This is a genomic window from Aerococcus sp. HMSC10H05 (assembly GCF_001806975.1).
Lineage (GTDB): Bacteria > Bacillota > Bacilli > Lactobacillales > Aerococcaceae > Aerococcus > Aerococcus viridans_B.
On record NZ_KV786999.1, the window covers coordinates 1 to 18,859 of the forward strand.

The 18,859-nt window shown below is 35.6% G+C and carries 19 protein-coding genes and 1 riboswitch; of the genes, 15 read left to right on the plus strand and 4 right to left on the minus strand.

The annotated features are described in order from the left end of the window. The first annotated feature begins 300 nt into the window (after positions 1-300). From HMPREF3116_RS07455 to HMPREF3116_RS07465, 3 genes are all read left to right on the plus strand, one after another. Positions 301-1,362, plus strand: coding sequence for a GGDEF domain-containing protein (locus HMPREF3116_RS07455; RefSeq protein WP_070468837.1), 1,062 nt, complete (start codon positions 301-303; stop codon positions 1,360-1,362). Positions 1,363-1,507: 145 nt separating this feature from the next. Then, on the plus strand, positions 1,508-2,389 hold the full coding sequence (locus HMPREF3116_RS07460; RefSeq protein WP_070468840.1) for a DUF368 domain-containing protein: 882 nt from the start codon (positions 1,508-1,510) through the stop codon (positions 2,387-2,389). A gap of 118 nt (positions 2,390-2,507) precedes the next feature. Then, the gene (locus tag HMPREF3116_RS07465) at positions 2,508-3,281 is read left to right on the plus strand and encodes a CHAD domain-containing protein (protein ID WP_070468842.1); all 774 of its coding nucleotides are present in this window, start codon (positions 2,508-2,510) and stop codon (positions 3,279-3,281) included. 117 nt (positions 3,282-3,398) lie between these two features. Here HMPREF3116_RS07465 and HMPREF3116_RS07470 read toward each other — a convergent pair whose 3' ends face one another. Next, the gene (locus HMPREF3116_RS07470) at positions 3,399-4,157 is read right to left on the minus strand and encodes an amino acid ABC transporter ATP-binding protein (RefSeq protein ID WP_070468844.1); all 759 of its coding nucleotides are present in this window, start codon (positions 4,155-4,157) and stop codon (positions 3,399-3,401) included. A 12-nt stretch (positions 4,158-4,169) separates the two neighbouring features. After that, entirely contained in the window at positions 4,170-5,837 is a 1,668-nt protein-coding gene (locus HMPREF3116_RS07475) for an ABC transporter substrate-binding protein/permease (RefSeq protein ID WP_070468846.1), read from the minus strand. A 102-nt stretch (positions 5,838-5,939) separates the two neighbouring features. After that, a riboswitch (Lysine riboswitch) is annotated at positions 5,940-6,103 on the minus strand. A 214-nt stretch (positions 6,104-6,317) separates the two neighbouring features. On the opposite strand from HMPREF3116_RS07475, the gene HMPREF3116_RS07480 reads away from it, so the two are divergent. The 4 genes from HMPREF3116_RS07480 to trxA all read left to right on the plus strand — a co-directional run bounded on the left by HMPREF3116_RS07480 (position 6,318) and on the right by trxA (position 10,358). Continuing rightward, entirely contained in the window at positions 6,318-6,851 is a 534-nt protein-coding gene (locus HMPREF3116_RS07480) for a cell division protein ZapA (protein WP_070468848.1), read from the plus strand. 34 nt (positions 6,852-6,885) lie between these two features. Next, positions 6,886-7,443, plus strand: a complete 558-nt coding sequence (locus tag HMPREF3116_RS07485; RefSeq protein ID WP_070468849.1) for a CvpA family protein — start codon at positions 6,886-6,888, stop codon at positions 7,441-7,443. A gap of 137 nt (positions 7,444-7,580) precedes the next feature. After that, positions 7,581-9,965, plus strand: a complete 2,385-nt coding sequence (locus tag HMPREF3116_RS07490) for an endonuclease MutS2 (protein ID WP_070468850.1) — start codon at positions 7,581-7,583, stop codon at positions 9,963-9,965. 81 nt (positions 9,966-10,046) lie between these two features. After that, complete coding sequence (trxA, locus tag HMPREF3116_RS07495) at positions 10,047-10,358, plus strand: thioredoxin (protein ID WP_070468852.1); 312 nt, start codon at positions 10,047-10,049, stop codon at positions 10,356-10,358. Between the two features lie 261 nt (positions 10,359-10,619). Here the strand turns inward: trxA and mgsA are convergent, their stop codons facing one another. Beyond that, entirely contained in the window at positions 10,620-11,084 is a 465-nt protein-coding gene (mgsA, locus tag HMPREF3116_RS07500; RefSeq protein WP_070468854.1) for a methylglyoxal synthase, read from the minus strand. 181 nt (positions 11,085-11,265) lie between these two features. Between mgsA and racE the strand changes: the two genes are divergently transcribed. Genes racE through HMPREF3116_RS07515 form a run of 3 tightly spaced genes read left to right on the plus strand, consistent with a single transcriptional unit; the run spans position 11,266 to position 13,208 of the window. Beyond that, positions 11,266-12,102 (plus strand): glutamate racemase, encoded by an 837-nt coding sequence (gene racE / locus HMPREF3116_RS07505; RefSeq protein WP_070468856.1) that lies wholly within the window; start codon positions 11,266-11,268, stop codon positions 12,100-12,102. A gap of 7 nt (positions 12,103-12,109) precedes the next feature. Next, positions 12,110-12,733, plus strand: a complete 624-nt coding sequence (locus HMPREF3116_RS07510) for an XTP/dITP diphosphatase (protein ID WP_070468858.1) — start codon at positions 12,110-12,112, stop codon at positions 12,731-12,733. Next, complete coding sequence (locus tag HMPREF3116_RS07515) at positions 12,714-13,208, plus strand: YfcE family phosphodiesterase (protein WP_070468859.1); 495 nt, start codon at positions 12,714-12,716, stop codon at positions 13,206-13,208. The genes HMPREF3116_RS07510 and HMPREF3116_RS07515 overlap by 20 nt, the downstream gene beginning before the upstream one ends. A 98-nt stretch (positions 13,209-13,306) precedes the next feature. On the opposite strand, the gene HMPREF3116_RS07520 is transcribed toward HMPREF3116_RS07515, so the two are convergent. Beyond that, positions 13,307-14,173 carry a mechanosensitive ion channel family protein gene (locus HMPREF3116_RS07520; RefSeq protein WP_246819076.1) on the minus strand — a complete coding sequence of 289 codons (867 nt, stop codon included), beginning with the start codon at positions 14,171-14,173 and terminating at the stop codon, positions 13,307-13,309. Positions 14,174-14,398: 225 nt separating this feature from the next. Here HMPREF3116_RS07520 and HMPREF3116_RS07525 point away from each other — a divergent pair, with 225 nt between their 5' ends. The 5 genes from HMPREF3116_RS07525 (at position 14,399) to HMPREF3116_RS07545 (ending at position 18,849) form a co-directional block, all read left to right on the plus strand. Beyond that, positions 14,399-14,944: a DUF948 domain-containing protein gene (locus HMPREF3116_RS07525; RefSeq protein WP_070468862.1), complete on the plus strand. Its 546-nt coding sequence runs from the start codon at positions 14,399-14,401 to the stop codon at positions 14,942-14,944. Positions 14,945-14,979: 35 nt separating this feature from the next. Further along, positions 14,980-15,483, plus strand: a complete 504-nt coding sequence (locus tag HMPREF3116_RS07530; RefSeq protein WP_070468864.1) for a YtxH domain-containing protein — start codon at positions 14,980-14,982, stop codon at positions 15,481-15,483. 271 nt (positions 15,484-15,754) lie between these two features. Next, the gene (gene ccpA, locus HMPREF3116_RS07535; RefSeq protein WP_070468866.1) at positions 15,755-16,756 is read left to right on the plus strand and encodes a catabolite control protein A; all 1,002 of its coding nucleotides are present in this window, start codon (positions 15,755-15,757) and stop codon (positions 16,754-16,756) included. Between the two features lie 230 nt (positions 16,757-16,986). Further along, positions 16,987-18,342, plus strand: a complete 1,356-nt coding sequence (locus tag HMPREF3116_RS07540; protein ID WP_070468868.1) for a CapA family protein — start codon at positions 16,987-16,989, stop codon at positions 18,340-18,342. A 243-nt stretch (positions 18,343-18,585) separates the two neighbouring features. After that, positions 18,586-18,849 carry an ACT domain-containing protein gene (locus HMPREF3116_RS07545; RefSeq protein WP_070468869.1) on the plus strand — a complete coding sequence of 88 codons (264 nt, stop codon included), beginning with the start codon at positions 18,586-18,588 and terminating at the stop codon, positions 18,847-18,849. The last annotated feature ends 10 nt before the right edge of the window (positions 18,850-18,859 follow it).

The window sequence follows — 18,859 nt, forward strand, 5'->3', positions numbered from 1 at the left end:
TTTAGTCATCAGTCCTATATATTGTAGAGCCTTTTATTTTTGAATATTCTCATAATCATTAAAATTAAAAGTATCGATATCATTCAATACTATTTATAATATGGAAGTTGTGATACTAAAGTGAAAAAATCCACTCCAATTACAAATTGTTGGAGGATTAGTCATCATTTTTATCAAAAAAGAACTTAAAATGAGAATTCAATAGTGAATCATGATATATTAGTCGGGATAGCTTTTTAAAAGTATAAAGATGAAAAAACTAGTTTGATAGTAGGAAAGTGAATATTATAGGAGGGTAGAATGGTAGTAAATGTTTTGGCCAATATGGCCATTATTTTTATTGACATCTATTTTATTTGGCGTTGGCAATATAGCATTGAAGAAAGACGTAATCCGACGAATAATCGTTTCTTATTTATCGGTTTACAAACAGTAGCAGGTATTTGTTTGATGCTGTCTTCCTTTATTGTGGAAGGCGTTCGCTTTGATTTTCGTCCTGTATTATTTGCCTATACCATAGTTTATTTAGGTAAGGAAATTGCATACCCATCAATGATCTTGATTGCAATTTGCCGCTTTTTATTTGGTGATTTATTAGTATCTAGCATAAGCCTTATAATTGTCTTCGCTTATATACTATTAAGTTTAGGATTGTTTGATCATTTTAAAGAAAAATTTTCACCATTACTACAATTATGGATTTTAGCCCTTGCAACAACTGTGATTACTATACCAATTTCGCTCGTTCGATTAGATGAACCACCAATAATTTTTGTATCTTATTTATTGCTAGCTGGTCTTTCCTCTGTATTTATTTATATTTCTTATCATTTCACCAAAGATTTAGATAAATTGTACCAATCCTCTGTTCATGATAGCCTGACTACACTATATAATGCCCGAAAATTAGAAGAGGATTTAGAAAAAATTTCAAGAGAGAATCATTCGTATTCAGTTTTGATTTTAGATATAGATAATTTTAAAAAGTTAAATGATACATGTGGGCATCTTGTTGGCAATAAAGCTTTAGAAGAAATTGGGATAGTGCTCAACGATTTGAAATCTGATTTATATGATTATTATCGCTATGGGGGTGAAGAGTTTGTTAGCTTGGTTTTTGACTGGAGCGAACAGAAGGCAATTAAGTTAGCAGAAAAGATTCATCAAAAAATCTCTGAGTTATTCATATTAAGTGAAGATGGAGAACCGATAAGTCTTACTGTTTCAATAGGCATAGCGCACCGCAAGTCCCACGAAGATATGAAAACTACTTTACTTAGGGCAGATCAAGCGCTGTACCAAGCAAAGCTTCAAGGAAAAAATCAAACAGTAAGTGATAAGAAAAAAGTAAATATGTGTTAAGTTATTAAATATTATCCTATCCGCATATTTCTCAATCTTAGGCTAGGAATTTCAGTCTAAAGATTGATACAATAGCTATAATACAAGAGTAGACTAGATTCGTCTTCTATGGGCATCTAGAAAAAAGAATGAAAGAGGAGAATAGATGAATAATAAAAAAGATATTGTTTTTTCGGCAGATTGGTTTATACGTGTACTTAAAGGTGCAGCAGTAGGTATTGGAGGTATCCTTCCAGGATTATCTGGAGGTGTATTAGCCGTTATTTTTGGACTATACGACCAAATTATTCACTTTTTAGCCAATATCACAGAAAACTTTTGGAAGAATGTCCGCTACTTCATTCCTGTAGGTATCGGTTTCTTATTAGGAATCCTTGTTTTCTCTATTTTTGTTGAAAAAGCATTTGGTTTGTATGCAGCTATCTTTATTACCTTATTTATCGGCTTTGTAGTCGGTACATTACCTTCGTTATTTAAATCTGCTGGTAAAGAGGGTAGAAGTACTGCTGATTTAACAATATTAGCAGTCACAGCTATTATTATTTTTCTAATTATGTATTTTGGAGGTCAAGATATTACTCAAGTTACACCTTCCTTTATTACTTGGATTCTTTCTGGCGCTTTAATCGGTTTAGGTGTGATTGTACCTGGGATGAGTCCATCAAATTTTTTAATTTACTTTGGTTTGTATGACAAAATGGCCGCAGGTATTGCTGCACTTGATTTTTCAGTTATTATTCCGCTTGGACTAGGTGGTTTACTATGTGTCATCGCCTTAGCTAAAGCAGCTGAGTGGGCCTTTAAACATTACTATTCAAAAATGTACCATTTTATTTTGGGGACAGTCATCGGTTCATCAATTGCACTATTCCCAACACAAGTGTTTCCAGGCTTTTCTACTGAAGGATTAGCCAATTCAGGTTTATCATTTATGAGTACTTTAGTTTGGTGTGTAATTGCCTTTGTAATCGGCACAATCTTTTCACTTTGGTTCTCAAAAATAGAAGAAAAATATTCTAATGACTAGCTAGATTAAAACAGGTATCTCTTTTTAGGAGGTACCTGTTTTATTTTACGATTAATAATTTATTTTGTATAATGGCAAGACACAGGAGTAGATAGGTGTAGGGAAGGGAGTGAGGTTGATGGAAACGATTAAAGATGTATTTGAACAACAGATAGACAAAGTATCAGCTTTGTATATAGATTATCAGAATAATCCATTTTCCGTGAAACTTGTTCATGATCTAAGAGTAGCTATTCGAGAGTTACGAGGCCTCTTAAATTTTATCAAAAAACGGTTGGATGAAGCATATTATGACCAGTTAAACCAACAATTAGCTGAGGCAGGGCGTGTATTTAGGCCACTTAGAGAATTGGATGTTTTGTATGCCTATTGTGAGCAGTATGCAATTCATCATCCTAAAAATAGTAATCATTATTACGATTTATTTAATACCTTTATGAAAGATAGGCGTTTAGAAATGAATCGAACTTTTAACAAAGGTAATATAGATACGGTTCAACAAGCAATTGAAAGTGCAAAACGAGTGATTGAATTTGATTTATTTGATCAAAAGAAGGATTGGAAAAAGTATGCACTTAAACGTTTCAAGAGAAAAGATAAAAAATTACGTCATGCCTACCAATATGTAAATACTTTAGACTACCAAGCAGTGCACGAGCTAAGGAAAAGCGCCAAGAAGCTTCGTTATGCAGCTACTTATTTTAACGAGACATTACCAAAAGATTTAAACAAATATATTAAGGATACCAAAGCTATTCAAACTGAATTTGGTGAAATAACGGATGCCCATGTAAATTATGAGCTATTAAATGTATATGCTGAAAAAATAGACGATGAGCATGTGCACAACTTATTACGCCAAATCCGAGACAGCATTGATTTATCAAAATAAAAGTATTTAAGTGAGCAAATAGAAAAAGCAGCTGGTTTGACCAACTGCTTTTTCTGTAGTGTGTATTTGATTTATAGGAAGTTTTTTAAAAGTTACGAGCGTATTTATAGCCTCTCACTAAAATCGTTCATTAGCATATCTTGTTAAGAAGGCTTTAGTTCTTTCCTGTTTAGGTGTATCAATCACTTCTTTAGCTGGACCTTGTTCAACAATTACACCTTTATCCATGAATACAATATTCGTTGATACATCTCTAGCAAAAGCCATTTCATGTGTAACAACAATCATTGTTAAGCCTTCTTTAGCTAATTGCGTCATGGTTTCCAATACCTCACCGACCATTTCTGGGTCAAGGGCAGAAGTAGGCTCATCGAATAATAATACCTCAGGGTCCATTGATAGTGCACGCGCAATAGCTACACGTTGTTGTTGACCACCGGAAAGTTGTTCTGGACGAGCATCACGATATGGTGCCATGCCTACTTTTTCCAAGTTTTTGAGTGCAACTGCTTCTGCCTCAGCTTGACTACGGCCTAAAATCTTACGTTGGCCAACAGTACAATTTTCAAGTGCAGTGAAATTTTTAAATAAGTTAAATGATTGGAATACCATACCAACTTGGGTACGGTATTTATTAATATTCATTTTTTTACCATTTAAAATGGATTGGCCGTGATATAAAATGTCGCCCCCAGTTGGTTCCTCCAATAGGTTTAAACAACGTAGTAGGGTAGACTTTCCAGACCCGGAAGACCCAATAATAGAGGTAACTTGTCCTGGGCGTACTTGAAAGTCGATATCTCTAAGGACTAAATTTTCGCCAAAACGTTTTTCTAAATGTTGAACATTTAAGATTAGTTGATCCTGGTTTTGCATGTCTTTTTCCTCCTATTGTTCTTTTGGACTATTGACTACTGAATTCGTACTAGATTCATAGACATGGTAAGTCTTTTTCCCAGCCATTCTACTCTCAATAAAGTTCAAGACACGAGTAGTTGTAAATGTTAATACGAAGTAGATAATGGCTGTAATTAAGAATGTTTGGAAGGTTAAGTATGTTGAACCTGCAGCAGACTTGGTAACGAAGAATAACTCAGTTACCGCAATAACATTCAATACAGACGTATCTTTAATATTTATTACAAATTCATTACCCAAGGCTGGTAGGATTGAACGTATAGCTTGTGGTAACACAATTGTTGTCATTGTTTGATAATGGTTCATTCCAATCGCACGTGCAGCTTCTGTTTGGCCTTTATCTACTGAGGTAATACCACCACGAATAACTTCTGCAAGGTAAGCTCCTGTATTAATAGATACAATCAGTAATGCAGCGAACATAGTAGACATTTGGAAGTTGAAGAATAATCTTGAACCATAAAAAATCATCATGGCTTGGACCATCATCGGTGTACCACGGAAAATTTCAATGTATGCAGAAATCATAAAGTCGAATAATTTATAGAAAAAGTAACCGATTGGCATTTGATCACGACGCACAATTAGCGAACGATAGATAGCAATTAGTAATCCTATAATAAAACCGATGATAGTTGAACTTAAAGCAATAAACATTGTATTACCAGCACCAACTAAGAATTGAGCACCGTAAGTTTGCCAAATTCCTGCTACCTCAGACCAGAAACTAGCACTTTCACCACGTTCGTTAAGGTTTACCATATCTTCCATCAATCGGTCACGCTTAGCAGTTGGAATGACACTTAAAGCTTCATTCACAATCGCGGTTAATGGCGAATCTTTTCTAGTTGCTACGGCAATATCAGAAGTGACTTCTCCTAAATCAAAACCTTGACCTTCAGCAAATTCAACATAAGTCAGGTCAGGATTAGCTGCCACAGCAGCCATAGCCCCAGGCTTTTCAGAGACATAAGCATCAACTGAACCTGCATTCAGCGCTGTAATCATTGTAGGAAATGAGTCTAGTGCAGTTGCTTGGTTGACATTGGGAATTTGTGGGATTAAATCATAATGGAAGGTATTTAATTGACCAGTTACTGTAGTACCAGTAAAATCTTCTAAGGTTTTTGCATTAGCATATTCACCATTTGCCATTGTTACAAGAACAATATCAGATGAGTAATATGAATCTGAGAAGTCCATTTGTTCTAATCGTTCTGCTGTTGGTGACATACCAGCAATGATGACATCAATCATGCCAGATTCAAGAGCAGGTGGTAGACCGTCCCATTCTAGTTTAACGATTTCAAGGTCTAAGCCAAGTAAATCAGCTAAGCGCTTAGCAATTTGAACATCATAGCCGTTTGCATATTCACCGTCAGAATTTGTTATAGGGACCGCACCATCTGTATCGGATGTTTGCGACCAGTTGAACGGTGCATAGTTGGCTTCCATACCGACACGTAACACGCCATCTTGGTCTAAGCCTTCTGCTAGTGTAGCTTCATCTACCTCAATAGTTGTTCCTACTTCATTTGCCGAAACGAATGAAGAAGTTGGACCAATAACAGCAAATATAATAGTTAAAATAGCCATGAATACTTTTTGCCAAGTATTACTTACTTTGTGATTTTTCATAAAATAACCTCCCGAAAATAATTAAAAGCCTCTACAGCAATAAATTGCAATAGAGGCTTCCATTCGTACGCATCTAGACCGTCTTTGATCTTTCGTCGTTACTCATAGGATAGCGCATCACTAGCATAAGTGACAGTCATAAACATATTTTGTTTATGCCCAATATTTCAACTTGGGGTTAAAATATTTCGGCGAATATTCCTTTCCATACTGTCATAGCTCCCGCTCGAGTATGTACTGATAAGCTCCGCACCTCTATCTCAATATATTGTATCCCATCATACACGAAGAATATTGAATTGTCATGAAAATATGATTAGATCTTTTATATGTTTTTAAAAATATTGTAAATAATATGAAGTATTTTTAGCAGATAATGGCTAGGTCTAGCCATTATCTAGGATAAATGGTAGAATATTTAAGATTATGAAAACAAGATAATTAGCAAATACAAACAGTTAAAAAGTTGGAGTGACAAATATGTCGAATGACAAAAAAAATAGAGTAACGGCAAAATTGGGGTATCATAAGTTCACTATTAAGAGTCATAAAACGAGTGAACATATTCAGCAAGTCAGTCGGGAAATTAACCAATTGCTTGCTGAAATCAGTAAAAAGAACCCAAATATGTCTATGGAAGAAATGGCGTTATTGCTGGCGTTGAATATTCAATCTGATTATTTGGACTTACAGGACCAAATGGCAGCTAAGACAAAAGAGAATGCTGATCTTATGATACGCGTGAAGTCTATGGAACAAACTATGGGTACTTTAGTGAAAGAAATTGCAGAAATTGAAAAAGAAAAACTACGTGCTGGTCAGGATTCTAAAAGTGGAAAATCTAGCCAGAGCCAAGCAAGGACACGAACTCAAAAAACTGGAAAAACAAAACAAGCAGGGCCACAAGCTAAAAAAAATCAAGAAATTCCTCAAATTAGCCAACCCAGTTTGAAATCAAGTGTCAACTCTGCTTCAAAAAAATTGGGACGCTTACGCCAAACACCAAGATCATAGGCAGTAAATAGAATTGGAGCTACGGGAGGAAAGTATGATCAGTTTTTTTATTTTACTATTTTTTATTCTAAGCGTCGCTATTGGTATTTACCGAGGCGCTTTAATACAAGGGATTCAATCATTAGGTTTATTGATTGCCTACTTATTTGCGTTATTATTTTATCAAAATCTTGTTGATATTGTATCTTTATGGGTGCCTTATGTAGGGTTTGATATCGAAAATACTTTTGCATATTATCCAGTTAGTCTACTTCAAAATATGGATATCATTTACTTTAGATTAGTTGCAATCTTAATAATCATCCTTATTATATGGTTGCTAACTAAGTTACTTACATATAGTGTTAGAGATTTAAAATTTACAGAGATGGATATTCAATGGAACGGTATTCTTGGTGGCTTATTCGGCTTCTTCTCAGCTTGGTTTTGGGCATTTTTTATTCTTATATTTATGACAGTATTAACTTTTGAAGCAGTTCAATCTAGTATAGAGCATTCAACTATTGCGAACTTTATTATTTTGAATACACCAATTTTATCTAGACAAGTATTTAATATCCTATTGCAAGGATTGGGCAATTTACCATTCTAACAACGTACAAATATATGCCTTTGCGTAATGCGCAATCATGGCACCCCTTATGGCTGTGATATCTATCACGGCCTATTTCCAACTTAAGGCGACTTTTTAAGATTATCCCTAATTAAAAATTTGAAGGAGGGCAAATGTTGAATCATAAAATATATCAAACCTTAGAATTTGAAAAAATACAACAACAATTAGCTAAAGAAACCCGCACAGAAATTGGTAAAATTCAGGCATTAAATCTGATACCAAGCTCAAAAGCAGCGGAAATTGAACAACAATTACAAAGTGTTGACGATGTGAAACACTTGTTTGAATTAGACAAGCGAATTCCTATTAGTCAATTAATCAACGTTAAGCCTTATCTCAAAAGATTAGATATTGGCGCAGATTTAAATGGAAAAGAATTGGCGGCGATAAGCCGTGTGCTACGTGCAACTGGTGAAGTTTCTAGCTTTTTCAATAAATTAAGAGAGGAACAAGTAGCATTACAACAGCTATATACAATAGCAGAAGAATTTATTGATTTACGGGACTTAATGCGTAAAATGCAAAATGCGATTGCAGAAGATGGGACAGTTCATGATAATGCTTCAGCAACCCTACATGGCTTGCGACAAGGAATAAAGCGTGAGGAAGCTGGCATTCGTGTTAAGCTTGACCAAATTATACGGTCAAATAAAGCTGCTTATTTAAGTGAAGCAATCATTACAATTCGAAATAATCGCTTTGTTATCCCTGTTAAGCAAGAATATAGAAATGCATTTGGTGGTGTTGTCCATGACCAATCTTCTTCTGGACAAACTTTATATATCGAACCGCAAACTGTTTTGGATGCGAACAACCACTTGCGCTCGCTACAAGTTCAAGAAGATGAAGAAATAAGGCGGATTTTCCAAGAATTGTCAGCTGAATTAGCACCGTATACGAATGAAATTGCAGAAAATAACCAACGATTAGGCGACCTTGATTTCATTCAAGCTAAGTTCTTTTTTGCCCGTGAAATTGGCGCAAATCGACCAATTTTAGCAAAAGAATCAGAACGCATTAACTTAAAAGAGGCGAGACATCCACTCATAGACCGCAAATTAGTAGTAGCTAATGATATTCATTTTAATGAAGACTATAATATGATTGTGATAACAGGACCCAATACCGGTGGTAAGACAATTACATTAAAAACGGTAGGCTTATTGCAATTAATGGCCCAATCAGGTTTATACATTACTGCAAAAGTTGATTCACGTGTAGAAATTTTTAATGAAATTTTTGCCGATATTGGCGATGAGCAGTCAATTGAGCAAAGTCTATCTACCTTTTCAGGACATATGACAAATATTTTACGCATTGTTAAAGAAGCAGATGATCATTCACTTGTTCTGATTGATGAATTGGGATCAGGTACCGATCCTCAAGAAGGGGCAGCTATTGCTATTGCAGTATTGAACCGTTTTGCCTTCCTAAATGCTCGAGTGATAGCCACTACCCATTACCCTGAATTGAAAACTTTTGCTTATGAACACCCTGGCGCTATCAATGCTTCGATGGAATTCAATGAAATAACCCTTGAACCGACTTATCAATTGTTGATTGGTATACCTGGTCGTTCAAACGCCTTTGATATTTCGCAGCGTTTAGGTTTACCCGTTGAAATGGTTGATGAAGCCCGCTCTTACATTCAAGAAGACAGTCAAAATCTGAATGAAATGCTACTTGACTTAGAAGCACAACGCCATAAGTATGAAGACCTATCAGCCGAAGCTGCTAAAGATTTAGTAGATGCCGAAAATCTTTTGAATGATTTGAAAAAGGCACAAGCCAGCTTAGAAGCTGACAAACAAACCTATATGAATCGTGCTCGAAAAGAAGCCAATCAATTAGTTGAAGAAACAAAAGCAAAAGCTGATGCAATTCTAGCGGAAATACGGGAATGGCAAATGAACCATCCAACAAAAGGCAATATTAAAGAACATGAAATGATAGATCGTCAAAGCGCTTTAACTAATTTAACGCAAGAAGAAAGTCAATTGAAGAAAAACAAAGTCTTGCAAAAAGCCAAGAAAAATAAAGCTAGAAAAGCAAACTTAGCGCCTGGTGATGAAGTGAATGTGCTAACCTACGGTCAACGGGGTACATTGGTTGAAAAAAGAGATAAAGATTGGGTCGTACAAATGGGTATGCTAAAAATGGAAGTAGCAGAAAAAGATTTGTCATTAGTTGATGAAAAACCTAAAAAAGAAAAGAATCATCGCGCAGGTATTAAGGCAAGCAAAGCAAAATCTGTCAACACCAGCTTAGATTTACGAGGCGAACGTTATGAAGAGGCTATGATTCGTTTAAGTCACTTTATCGATTCAGCGTTACTTGCTGGTCACAGTCAAATAACGATTATTCATGGTCACGGGACAGGTGCTTTAAGACAAGGCGTACAGAAAGCTTTGAAAAATCATCCGCGCATTGAAACATTTGAATTTGCTCCATATAATATGGGTGGAAATGGGGCAACAATCGCCAAATTTAAAGGTTAATCGTTTAAAAGCAGATAAATGTTCAAATTGATCAGAAGATGCTATAATGACGAAGAATTAAAAATGAGAGGGGAAATATAAATGGTTAAAGCTATTACAGATGCAGAATTCAAAAATGAAACAGATGAAGGCGTTGTATTAGTCGACTTTTGGGCTACTTGGTGTGGACCTTGTCGCATGCAATCACCAATCGTAGAAACTTTAGATGATGAAATGGGTGACCAAGTTAAATTTACGAAAATGGATGTAGATGATAATCCAGAAACAGCGCGTGAATTTGGTATCATGTCCATCCCAACCTTAATGATCAAAAAAGATGGTCAAGTTGTTGAACAATTAGTTGGTTATACACCTAAAGAAAACTTAGAACAAGTATTAAACAAATACTTATAATGATGAAAAAGTGTTCGGGAAAAATTCTGAGCGCTTTTTTTATAAGGTAGTTTACTATTTCAATTCGTAAAAGGGCACTAGTCGCTAAATTAAAAGTCATGATTTCTTATATTGAAAAAGCGCAATAACTACTTCAAAGATTACTTTTGGTTTTATTGAGGTATATATGTGAGAATGAAAAAAGTAGTGGAAACCAATTAGCTTGGTTATTCCACTACTTTTTATTGATCAGCACTAAAAACAAGCGGTGTCATTGCTTGCTTATTCTATTAATTTACGACCTTCATTGCCTTTTTCTATGTTATCTAAGATATCTCGATTCAAGAAGCCTTCTTCATATTGTTTACGCCAGTCCATAAAACCTGCATTTAAGCCACGAATTAAAACCTCTGCGGTACCTATATTAGTTGCTAAGGGAATGTTGTATACATCACACAAACGAATTAAGGCAGTTACGTCCGGTTCATGGGGCATAGCAGCTAATGGATCACGCATAAAAATAACAAGGTCCATTTCATTTTGGGAAATTGCGGCCCCTACTTGCTGGTCACCACCAAGAGGTCCCGATTTGAAGCGGTGGACGTCTAACCCTGTAGCTTCGATAATACGTAAACCTGTAGTACCGGTTGCAAATAATTCATGTTTCTCTAGAATAAATTTGTAGGCTGTTGCAAAAGAAACCATCATTTCTTTTTTTGAATCATGTGCAATAAGTGCAATTTTCATATACATATCCTCCAGTTTATATCGACAAATGACCTGTGAGCCCCTACTCCATACTTTTTTAAATTACATTTAATAAATGCGAAAGAGTGAAGAGAAACGTTTTCTTCTGTTATAATTGTACCATAGAGTATAATTTGTTCATTGCGATTTTTGAATAATCTATTTGTTGAAGGAGGTTATCATGAACAGACCTATAGGATTCTTAGATTCTGGCGTAGGTGGCTTAACAGTAGTGAAAGAAGCAATGCGACAATTACCCAATGAATCAATCATTTATATAGGTGACAACGCACGGTGTCCTTATGGGCCAAGAAGTGTCGAAGAAATAGTGACTTTTACGAATCAAATGGTCGATTTTTTATTGACCAAAGATATCAAATTGTTAGTCATAGCATGTAATACTGCGACTGCAGTTGCTCTAGATGAAATTAAGCAGCGTGTATCTATACCAGTAATTGGCGTAATTCAGCCGGGAGCGCGTGCAGGGAATAAATACACAAAAAATGGTAAAATAGGTGTTTTAGGTACAGAAGGGACGATTAAAAGCGGAGTATATCTTGATAATCTATTACAAAAGAATAAAGATTTGGACATCATTTCGCTCGCTTGTCCAGCTTTCGTGCCACTAGTTGAAAGTCAGCAATATGATACACCATTAGCTAAAAAGATTGTGGCAGAGACTTTGGCACCAATAAAAAACAAAGGGCTAGATACAGTTATCTTAGGTTGTACCCATTATCCTTTATTACGCGAAACGGTTCAAAAAATATTAGGACAGTCAGTGAAATTGATTGATTCTGGGCAAGAAACGATCTCAGATGTTTCTATATTGCTAGATTATAATGACATTGCTAAAATGTCTGATGATCCATCACCAAAAGTAAGACAATTCTATACAACCGGGTCACCTGAACTATTTAAAAACATTGCTGATGACTGGCTAGCTGAGCCAATTGAAGTAAGCCGTGTCACAATTGATACACTAGAAAAAATTCAAAGACAAATGGAAGAAGGCTAATACACAGATGAAACAAGTAATGATAGCAACTGCCAATCAAGGAAAAGCCAAAGAGTTTAAGCATTTATTTGATCAATATGGCATAGAAGTCAAGACACTGTTAGATTTTCCAGATTACCCTGAAATTCCTGAAACTGGCACAACTTTTATAGAAAATGCTACGATTAAGGCAACTACAGCGGCAAAAGGCTTACATATTCCTGTGATAGCTGATGATTCAGGCTTGGCAGTAGATGCGTTGAACGGGGCACCAGGTGTTTATTCCGCACGATATGCAGGGTTAGAGAAATCTGATGCGCATAACCGCCAAAAAGTGTTAGATGAGATGGTTGATGTCCAAGATGAGGATAGAGGGGCGACATTCCATACTTATTTAGTGGTTGCGGATGCAGATGGTCAAGTAATCAGTCAATATCATGGTACTTTATCCGGCGTGATTATACGCGAAGAACGAGGAGAAAATGGTTTTGGATATGATCCGATTTTTTACTTGCCTAGCGAAGGTTTGACAACTGCAGAGATGTCTGCAGAAAAAAAAGATTCAATAAGTCACCGTGGAAATGCCTTACGGTTACTGGCCAAAGACTTGGAAAGTGGGGAGCTGAAATTATATGAAGATACTGATTACTAGTGATAATCATGGAGATCATGAAGCCTTAACTGATTTAGTCTTAAAAGCGGGGGATGATATCGATTTATTTATCCACTGTGGCGATTCAGAATTATCAGAAGAAGATACCATATGGGGCGTCTTCAATACTGTACGTGGAAATACAGACTATGGCAATTACAAAGATACAATTAGTTTAAATACACCTGAGGGGAAAATTGTGGTGACACATGGCCACTTATATGGTGTAAAACAAAACTTGAATAAATTGGTTTCCTTAGCGAAAGAAAACCAAGCAGACGTCATTATGTATGGTCATACGCATGTTATGAATGACCAAGATATTGACGGTATTAAGATTATTAATCCAGGGTCAATTCGTATTCCAAAAGGGAAGTACCCTTACCCATCCTTTGCTATTTTAGATTGGCAAGGAGATAGTAAGCAAGTCACGTTTTATAACCAAAATTGGGAAGTTATCACAGAAATTGGTTAATGAAAATACAAAATAATCGCACGATTATAGCATGATATTCATGTCAATCGTGCGATTTATTTATATTGTTTTGGGTATTGTAAAAAAATATTGATACGTTAAAGTTCAGCATATGAGTCATAAACGGGTTGCTTGTAGCCATTTTGAACAAGTAATGCAGTTAATTGTTCATAGTAATATGAACGAACAACCATTTTATCGCTATCTCTAGTATTAAAGACTACGCGATAGAATAAACGACCAACTGCATCACGCTGATAGCCCCAAACTTCTGGTTCGCCTAAGACACGGTCATCAGTTGAAGCCATACTTAGTCCATTTTTAATCATAGACTCTATATCAGCAAGGTCTGAGTTAGGATCAATATATAAATCCACATACATATGGCGAGTGGTGTTAGATGAATTCGTTACATTATCAATATTGCGGTTAGGGATAAAGTGTCTAGAGCCATCATCGCCTGAGAGAATAGTCGTACGAATACCGGTTGAAATGATTGTGCCTGATAAACCAGCAATTGTTACATAATCGCCAACAGCAAATTGATGTTCTAATAAAATAAAGAAACCATTCACAACGTCTGTGATAAAACCTTGTGCTCCAAGACCTAAGGCCAATGAAGCAACCCCAGCACCGGCAACTAGCGTAGCAACTGGTAGACCAAGAATAGCTAGGATAGAGTATCCTAATAGGAAAAAGTAAGTGTATTGTAAAACATTTTCTACTAATTTATGGATTGTTTTATTACGCTGTATTGAGCCAATATTACGATTTTCAATCCGCTTAGCATCACGCTCAAAGTATACATCAACAATACGGTCGACAATTTTTTTTACAATCCAAAAAATGATTATCGTGATGATGAGTTCAAAAACAGTCGAAATGAAGCTGGATAGTAAGCTAGCATAATCGATGGATTCAATATATGTGCGCCACCATTGTCTAATTTGATCCAAATAAATCATCCTTTCATTATTCACCTTTTTTATTAATGTTATCTAATGGGGAAATTATTGTAAAGTTATTTGCAAAATAGACAATAAATAGATATGGATGCAAGATTTATTTCCTTAAAATAAGTGCGTTATGTTTTGTAAAGCCCTTGCAGTCTATGGTAAAATATTCTTATAGTTATATATTAAATATCTTATATTTAATGGTATGAGAGATGGAGAAGGAGTGATTTTTACATGATCGGAGGCCAAATTGCGGGCTTAATTGCAGCAATAGCATTTGCGGCATTAGTGATTTACATTATTCTATTCTTACGTGAGCTAACAAAGACCATGAAAGAAGTAACGGGTATTGTTAATGAAGCGAATGAAACAGTAAAGGTAGTCACCAAGGATGTGGATGCATTATCAATTGAGGTGCAAGGATTACTCAATAAATCTAATGTTTTATTAGATGATGTAAACGGAAAGGTGGCGCAGGTTGATCCGTTATTTAAAGCAATTGGGGATATTGGTGTAACTGTTTCAGACGTGAATGACTCTACAAGAAACCTAGTACTGAATATCACCAATACTGCACAAACCAAAGTAGATGATATTAAAGAAAAAACAGTGGGTGATTCTGATAACGAAACGGCTAGTTCAGTAACTACTGATCAAATCGTTAAGCCTGGTCAACCTACTGTCACTGGTATTCAAAAGGTTGGGCAATCAGCTAAGGCTTTATACCAAAAACGCCAAGTACGTAAGGCGCAAGAAAATTCACAATCTAAACCATATTAATCAATAATATTATTTAAAGAAAGAAGGAAATATATATGTCTAAAAATACAGGGTCATTCTTATTAGGTGCAATTATCGGGGGAACAGCAGGTGCGGTAGCAGCTTTATTATTTGCACCAAAATCAGGGCGTGAATTCCGCGATGATTTAAATCAACAAGCAAATGTTCTTCGTGACACAGCTTTAGATTATGCAGATATTGTTACTGAAAAAGGTAATATTATGTATCAAACTGCAAGTGATGCTGCTCAAGATATCCGTGTTAACTTATCAGAATCAGCAGAAGCATTAAAGTCGCAATTAAATGAAACAGCAACTGAAGCGACTAAGCAATATCAAGAAGCACGAGATGAAGTTGCTAGTGCTTATGCAGATGCGAAAGAAACAACAGCTAAAGCAACGGAAGATGCTAGATCTGAAGTTAAAGAAGGTGCTGAAGAAGTGAAAGATACTACTGATAAAGCAGCTTCTAAGAAACAACCACTTAAAGAGGATGCTAAAAAAGTAAAAGAGCAAGTAGAAGAAGTTAAAGAGAAATAAGTACAAAATTAAATAGTTATATAGTATTGCCTACAGGGATTTCAAGATTTTGAAATCCTTGTAGGCAATTTTTAGTATATTTCTTAAAAATCATGCAAAAATTGTACTTTTTTATGAAAATAGCTTGTTAAACGCTTTAAATACTGATAGAATATGAAAATGCGAATGAAAGCAAATATCATAACGAAGAAAACGTTTGCAAATGTATTATATTAATGCTATATTTGCCAATGTAAGTATGAAAACAAATGAATAAAAAGGAGCGATGAAGATGGAAAAACAAACTGTTACAATCTATGATGTTGCCAGAGAAGCGCAAGTGTCTATGGCGACAGTTTCTCGTGTAGTCAATGGCAATACCAACGTGAAACCTTCAACGCGGGCGAAAGTATTAGATGTAATTAAACGACTAGACTACCGTCCAAATGCAGTTGCACGTGGCTTAGCAAGTAAAAAAACCACTACAGTTGGGGTATTATTACCAGATATCACAAATAATTTCTTTAGTTCGTTAGCATTAGGAATTGATGATATTGCGTCAATGTACAAGTATAATATCATCCTAGATAATGCTGATAACAAAAAAGAATCTCAAGTATTATCAAACATTCTAGCAAAACAAGTAGATGGTGTTATTTATATGGGACACCAATTATCTGATACTGTACGTGAAGAAATCAATCGTACAAATACACCATTTGTATTAGCAGGCTTAAATGATGATCGCTATGAGATACCATCAGTAAATATTGACTACACTCAAGCATTCTATGAAGCTGTATCAGGCTTATTCGAACAAGGCTATCAAAACATTGGTTTCTTGGCTGCAAAACCATACTTCCACAATAACTTAGACCGCTATCAAGGTTATTTGAAAGCTTTGGAAGAAGCTGGGAAAGAAGTAGATGAATCGTTATTATTTGAGGTGGCTGATTCTCGCTTCAAAAATGGTGAAGATATCACTCAACAAATTCGTGAATCAAAAGCTGATGGCATTGTAGTAGTTGGTGATGAGTTAGCTGTTAAAGTAACAAATCATATGGTAGACAATGGTGTGAAAGTGCCAGAAGAATTTGCTGTTGTAACATCAAATAATACGGCGCTAACTGAAATTGTAAGACCATCTTTAACTTCAATTGAACCACCATTGTATGATATTGGTGCGGTTTCAATGCGTATTTTAACCAAATTAATGAATAAAGAAGATGAAATTGAAAATCATGTTACCTTACCGCATAAGTTTATTTTACGTGACTCTACTAAGAATGCGTAATGAAATAAAAATCCCCCAAAGCGAAAGTTTTGGGGGATTTTTAATTAACATAGCATTATGTTACATTATTTAGGGGTATAGCAAATATAAGCTTTATTTTTTGATTTGTAAATTATACGTTTATAGAATGTCTTGATTACGCGTAACTTCTAGTGGGTGTGGGTATTTTTCTTCTTGTTGTTTAAAAATACTTCCATTATGATGGGTATAGTCACTAGGAGGGGTGCAAGATGAAGAAAATGAAACAAGGTAATCGTATTTTATTATTGATTATAGCCATAGGCATTGTATGTTTATCAAGTATAGGTTTAGCTTATCAAGGGGCCATTTCATCAAGGAATTTTCAGATACATGATGAAGAACAAGTGAGTGATGATAAGCCAGCTATACAAGTTCCAATCTTTTTATCTCATCTCCCTGCTAAAGAAGTTGAAGAGCAGTGGAAAGGTGAGGATGGCACTTTTGTGTTACGGTCTGTTGGGGATGTATTAATCCATTCAGAGGTAACAGCAACTGCGGACACCTCTGCAGATATTTTTTCTAAGCAATCAGCTAAACTCCAAGAGATTGCTGCATTAACTTCGGATAATTTAATTGCTTATGGAGGCGAAGGTGGAACTGTTGACTTAGGTGTATCTGAATATAATTTTGATCCAATGATTGCTAGAATTGCTGCTTTTACATCTTATGCAGACTATACTGTAGCCAACTTAGAAATCCCAGCAGCATATCCTGATTTACCAATATCTTCCTATCCAAATTTTAATATGCCTTCATCTATCCTTGGTAGTTTGAAACGGGCGGGAATTGACGCGGTTTCAATGGCAACTAACCATACACTAGACCAATTTGCGGATGGGGCGTATATGACAATGGATTACTTGGATGAAGCTGGGTTGATGTATTACGGTGCATTCGCTAGTGAAGAAGATAAGGAAACAGTTAGAATTGTTGAGAAAAATGGTATTAAGTTGGGTTTTCTATCCTATACATACGGCACTAACGGTATGATGCCACCTGAAGATGAACCTTGGGTAGTGAATTATGCCGAATTACCAACGATGTTAGAAGATGTAGCTGATTTACGCGATAAAGTAGATGCGGTGATCGTATCTTTGCATATGGGAACTGAGTATGGAACTTTACCTGACGATGAACAAATTGCTGTGACACAAGCATTAGCAGATGCAGGTGTAAAACTGGTCATTGGTGGACATCCACACGATATTCAACCAGTTAACTGGCTTAATGATAAAGAGACCTATGTTATTTATTCGCAAGCTTCTTTCATGACAGGGCAGGTTGCAGATGATAACAAGTTAGGTGGTATTCATGAAATCACTTTTGTCCGTGACGAGAATGGTGAAGTGCAAGTGAGTGAAGGGAAATTTATGCCAACATACTTTTCAGGTACAGCCAATGAAACAGCTTATGAAAGTTTCCCTTTAGCAGATTATAAAGGACAGGAGACTGCGCAAGCGTCTTTGGTTGATACAATTCATAACCGGATGATCACTTATACAGAGGATTTCTCATATCAAGACTATTTAGAGACTGCCTGGACAAAAGGTGTTAACGCTGAATAGATTTTCTAAAATGCAATAATGAATTGTTTTTGTATTGATTATCAAACAAATTGGGTGCTTTTTCCAGAGAAGATGAGATTTTGATTTTGTTTTCAATTAGCATAGATTATAATAGGATGAGATTTTGTTTCATTTGGTTAAGAGGCATATGTACTTTGAATTGGATAAAACAACAACCTTATTTATGTTATCAGTGGGACTTGTATTAGATAAGGTGATAAATAAATTGGAGGATGATGAAGTATGCAAGCTGTAATCACAGTAATTGGTAAGGATAAGGTCGGTATTTTAGCAACAGCAGCTAGCAAGTGTGCGGAATTGAATGCGAACATTGTTGATGTAGATCAATCAATTATGCAAGACCTTTTTACGATGGTGATGATTGTTAATATTGACAATCTAAGCGTTGAATTTGAAAATTTTAAAAAGGAAATCAAAGATGCATTAACTGAAATGGAAGTTTATGTAATGCATGAAGATATTTTTAATGCGATGCATGAGATTTAGTTCAGTTAAG

Coding starts and splice junctions, on each gene's coding strand:
- mgsA (WP_070468854.1), bottom strand. CDS start 11,084: ATGAAAATTGCACTTATTGCACATGATTCAAAAAAAGAAATGATGGTT.
- HMPREF3116_RS07510 (WP_070468858.1), top strand. CDS start 12,110: ATGAAACAAGTAATGATAGCAACTGCCAATCAAGGAAAAGCCAAAGAG.
- ccpA (WP_070468866.1), top strand. CDS start 15,755: ATGGAAAAACAAACTGTTACAATCTATGATGTTGCCAGAGAAGCGCAA.
- HMPREF3116_RS07465 (WP_070468842.1), top strand. CDS start 2,508: ATGGAAACGATTAAAGATGTATTTGAACAACAGATAGACAAAGTATCA.
- HMPREF3116_RS07530 (WP_070468864.1), top strand. CDS start 14,980: ATGTCTAAAAATACAGGGTCATTCTTATTAGGTGCAATTATCGGGGGA.
- trxA (WP_070468852.1), top strand. CDS start 10,047: ATGGTTAAAGCTATTACAGATGCAGAATTCAAAAATGAAACAGATGAA.
- HMPREF3116_RS07480 (WP_070468848.1), top strand. CDS start 6,318: ATGTCGAATGACAAAAAAAATAGAGTAACGGCAAAATTGGGGTATCAT.
- HMPREF3116_RS07545 (WP_070468869.1), top strand. CDS start 18,586: ATGCAAGCTGTAATCACAGTAATTGGTAAGGATAAGGTCGGTATTTTA.
- HMPREF3116_RS07525 (WP_070468862.1), top strand. CDS start 14,399: ATGATCGGAGGCCAAATTGCGGGCTTAATTGCAGCAATAGCATTTGCG.
- HMPREF3116_RS07515 (WP_070468859.1), top strand. CDS start 12,714: ATGAAGATACTGATTACTAGTGATAATCATGGAGATCATGAAGCCTTA.
- HMPREF3116_RS07455 (WP_070468837.1), top strand. CDS start 301: ATGGTAGTAAATGTTTTGGCCAATATGGCCATTATTTTTATTGACATC.
- HMPREF3116_RS07540 (WP_070468868.1), top strand. CDS start 16,987: ATGAAGAAAATGAAACAAGGTAATCGTATTTTATTATTGATTATAGCC.
- HMPREF3116_RS07470 (WP_070468844.1), bottom strand. CDS start 4,157: ATGCAAAACCAGGATCAACTAATCTTAAATGTTCAACATTTAGAAAAA.
- HMPREF3116_RS07485 (WP_070468849.1), top strand. CDS start 6,886: ATGATCAGTTTTTTTATTTTACTATTTTTTATTCTAAGCGTCGCTATT.
- HMPREF3116_RS07520 (WP_246819076.1), bottom strand. CDS start 14,173: ATGATTTATTTGGATCAAATTAGACAATGGTGGCGCACATATATTGAA.
- racE (WP_070468856.1), top strand. CDS start 11,266: ATGAACAGACCTATAGGATTCTTAGATTCTGGCGTAGGTGGCTTAACA.
- HMPREF3116_RS07475 (WP_070468846.1), bottom strand. CDS start 5,837: ATGAAAAATCACAAAGTAAGTAATACTTGGCAAAAAGTATTCATGGCT.
- HMPREF3116_RS07460 (WP_070468840.1), top strand. CDS start 1,508: ATGAATAATAAAAAAGATATTGTTTTTTCGGCAGATTGGTTTATACGT.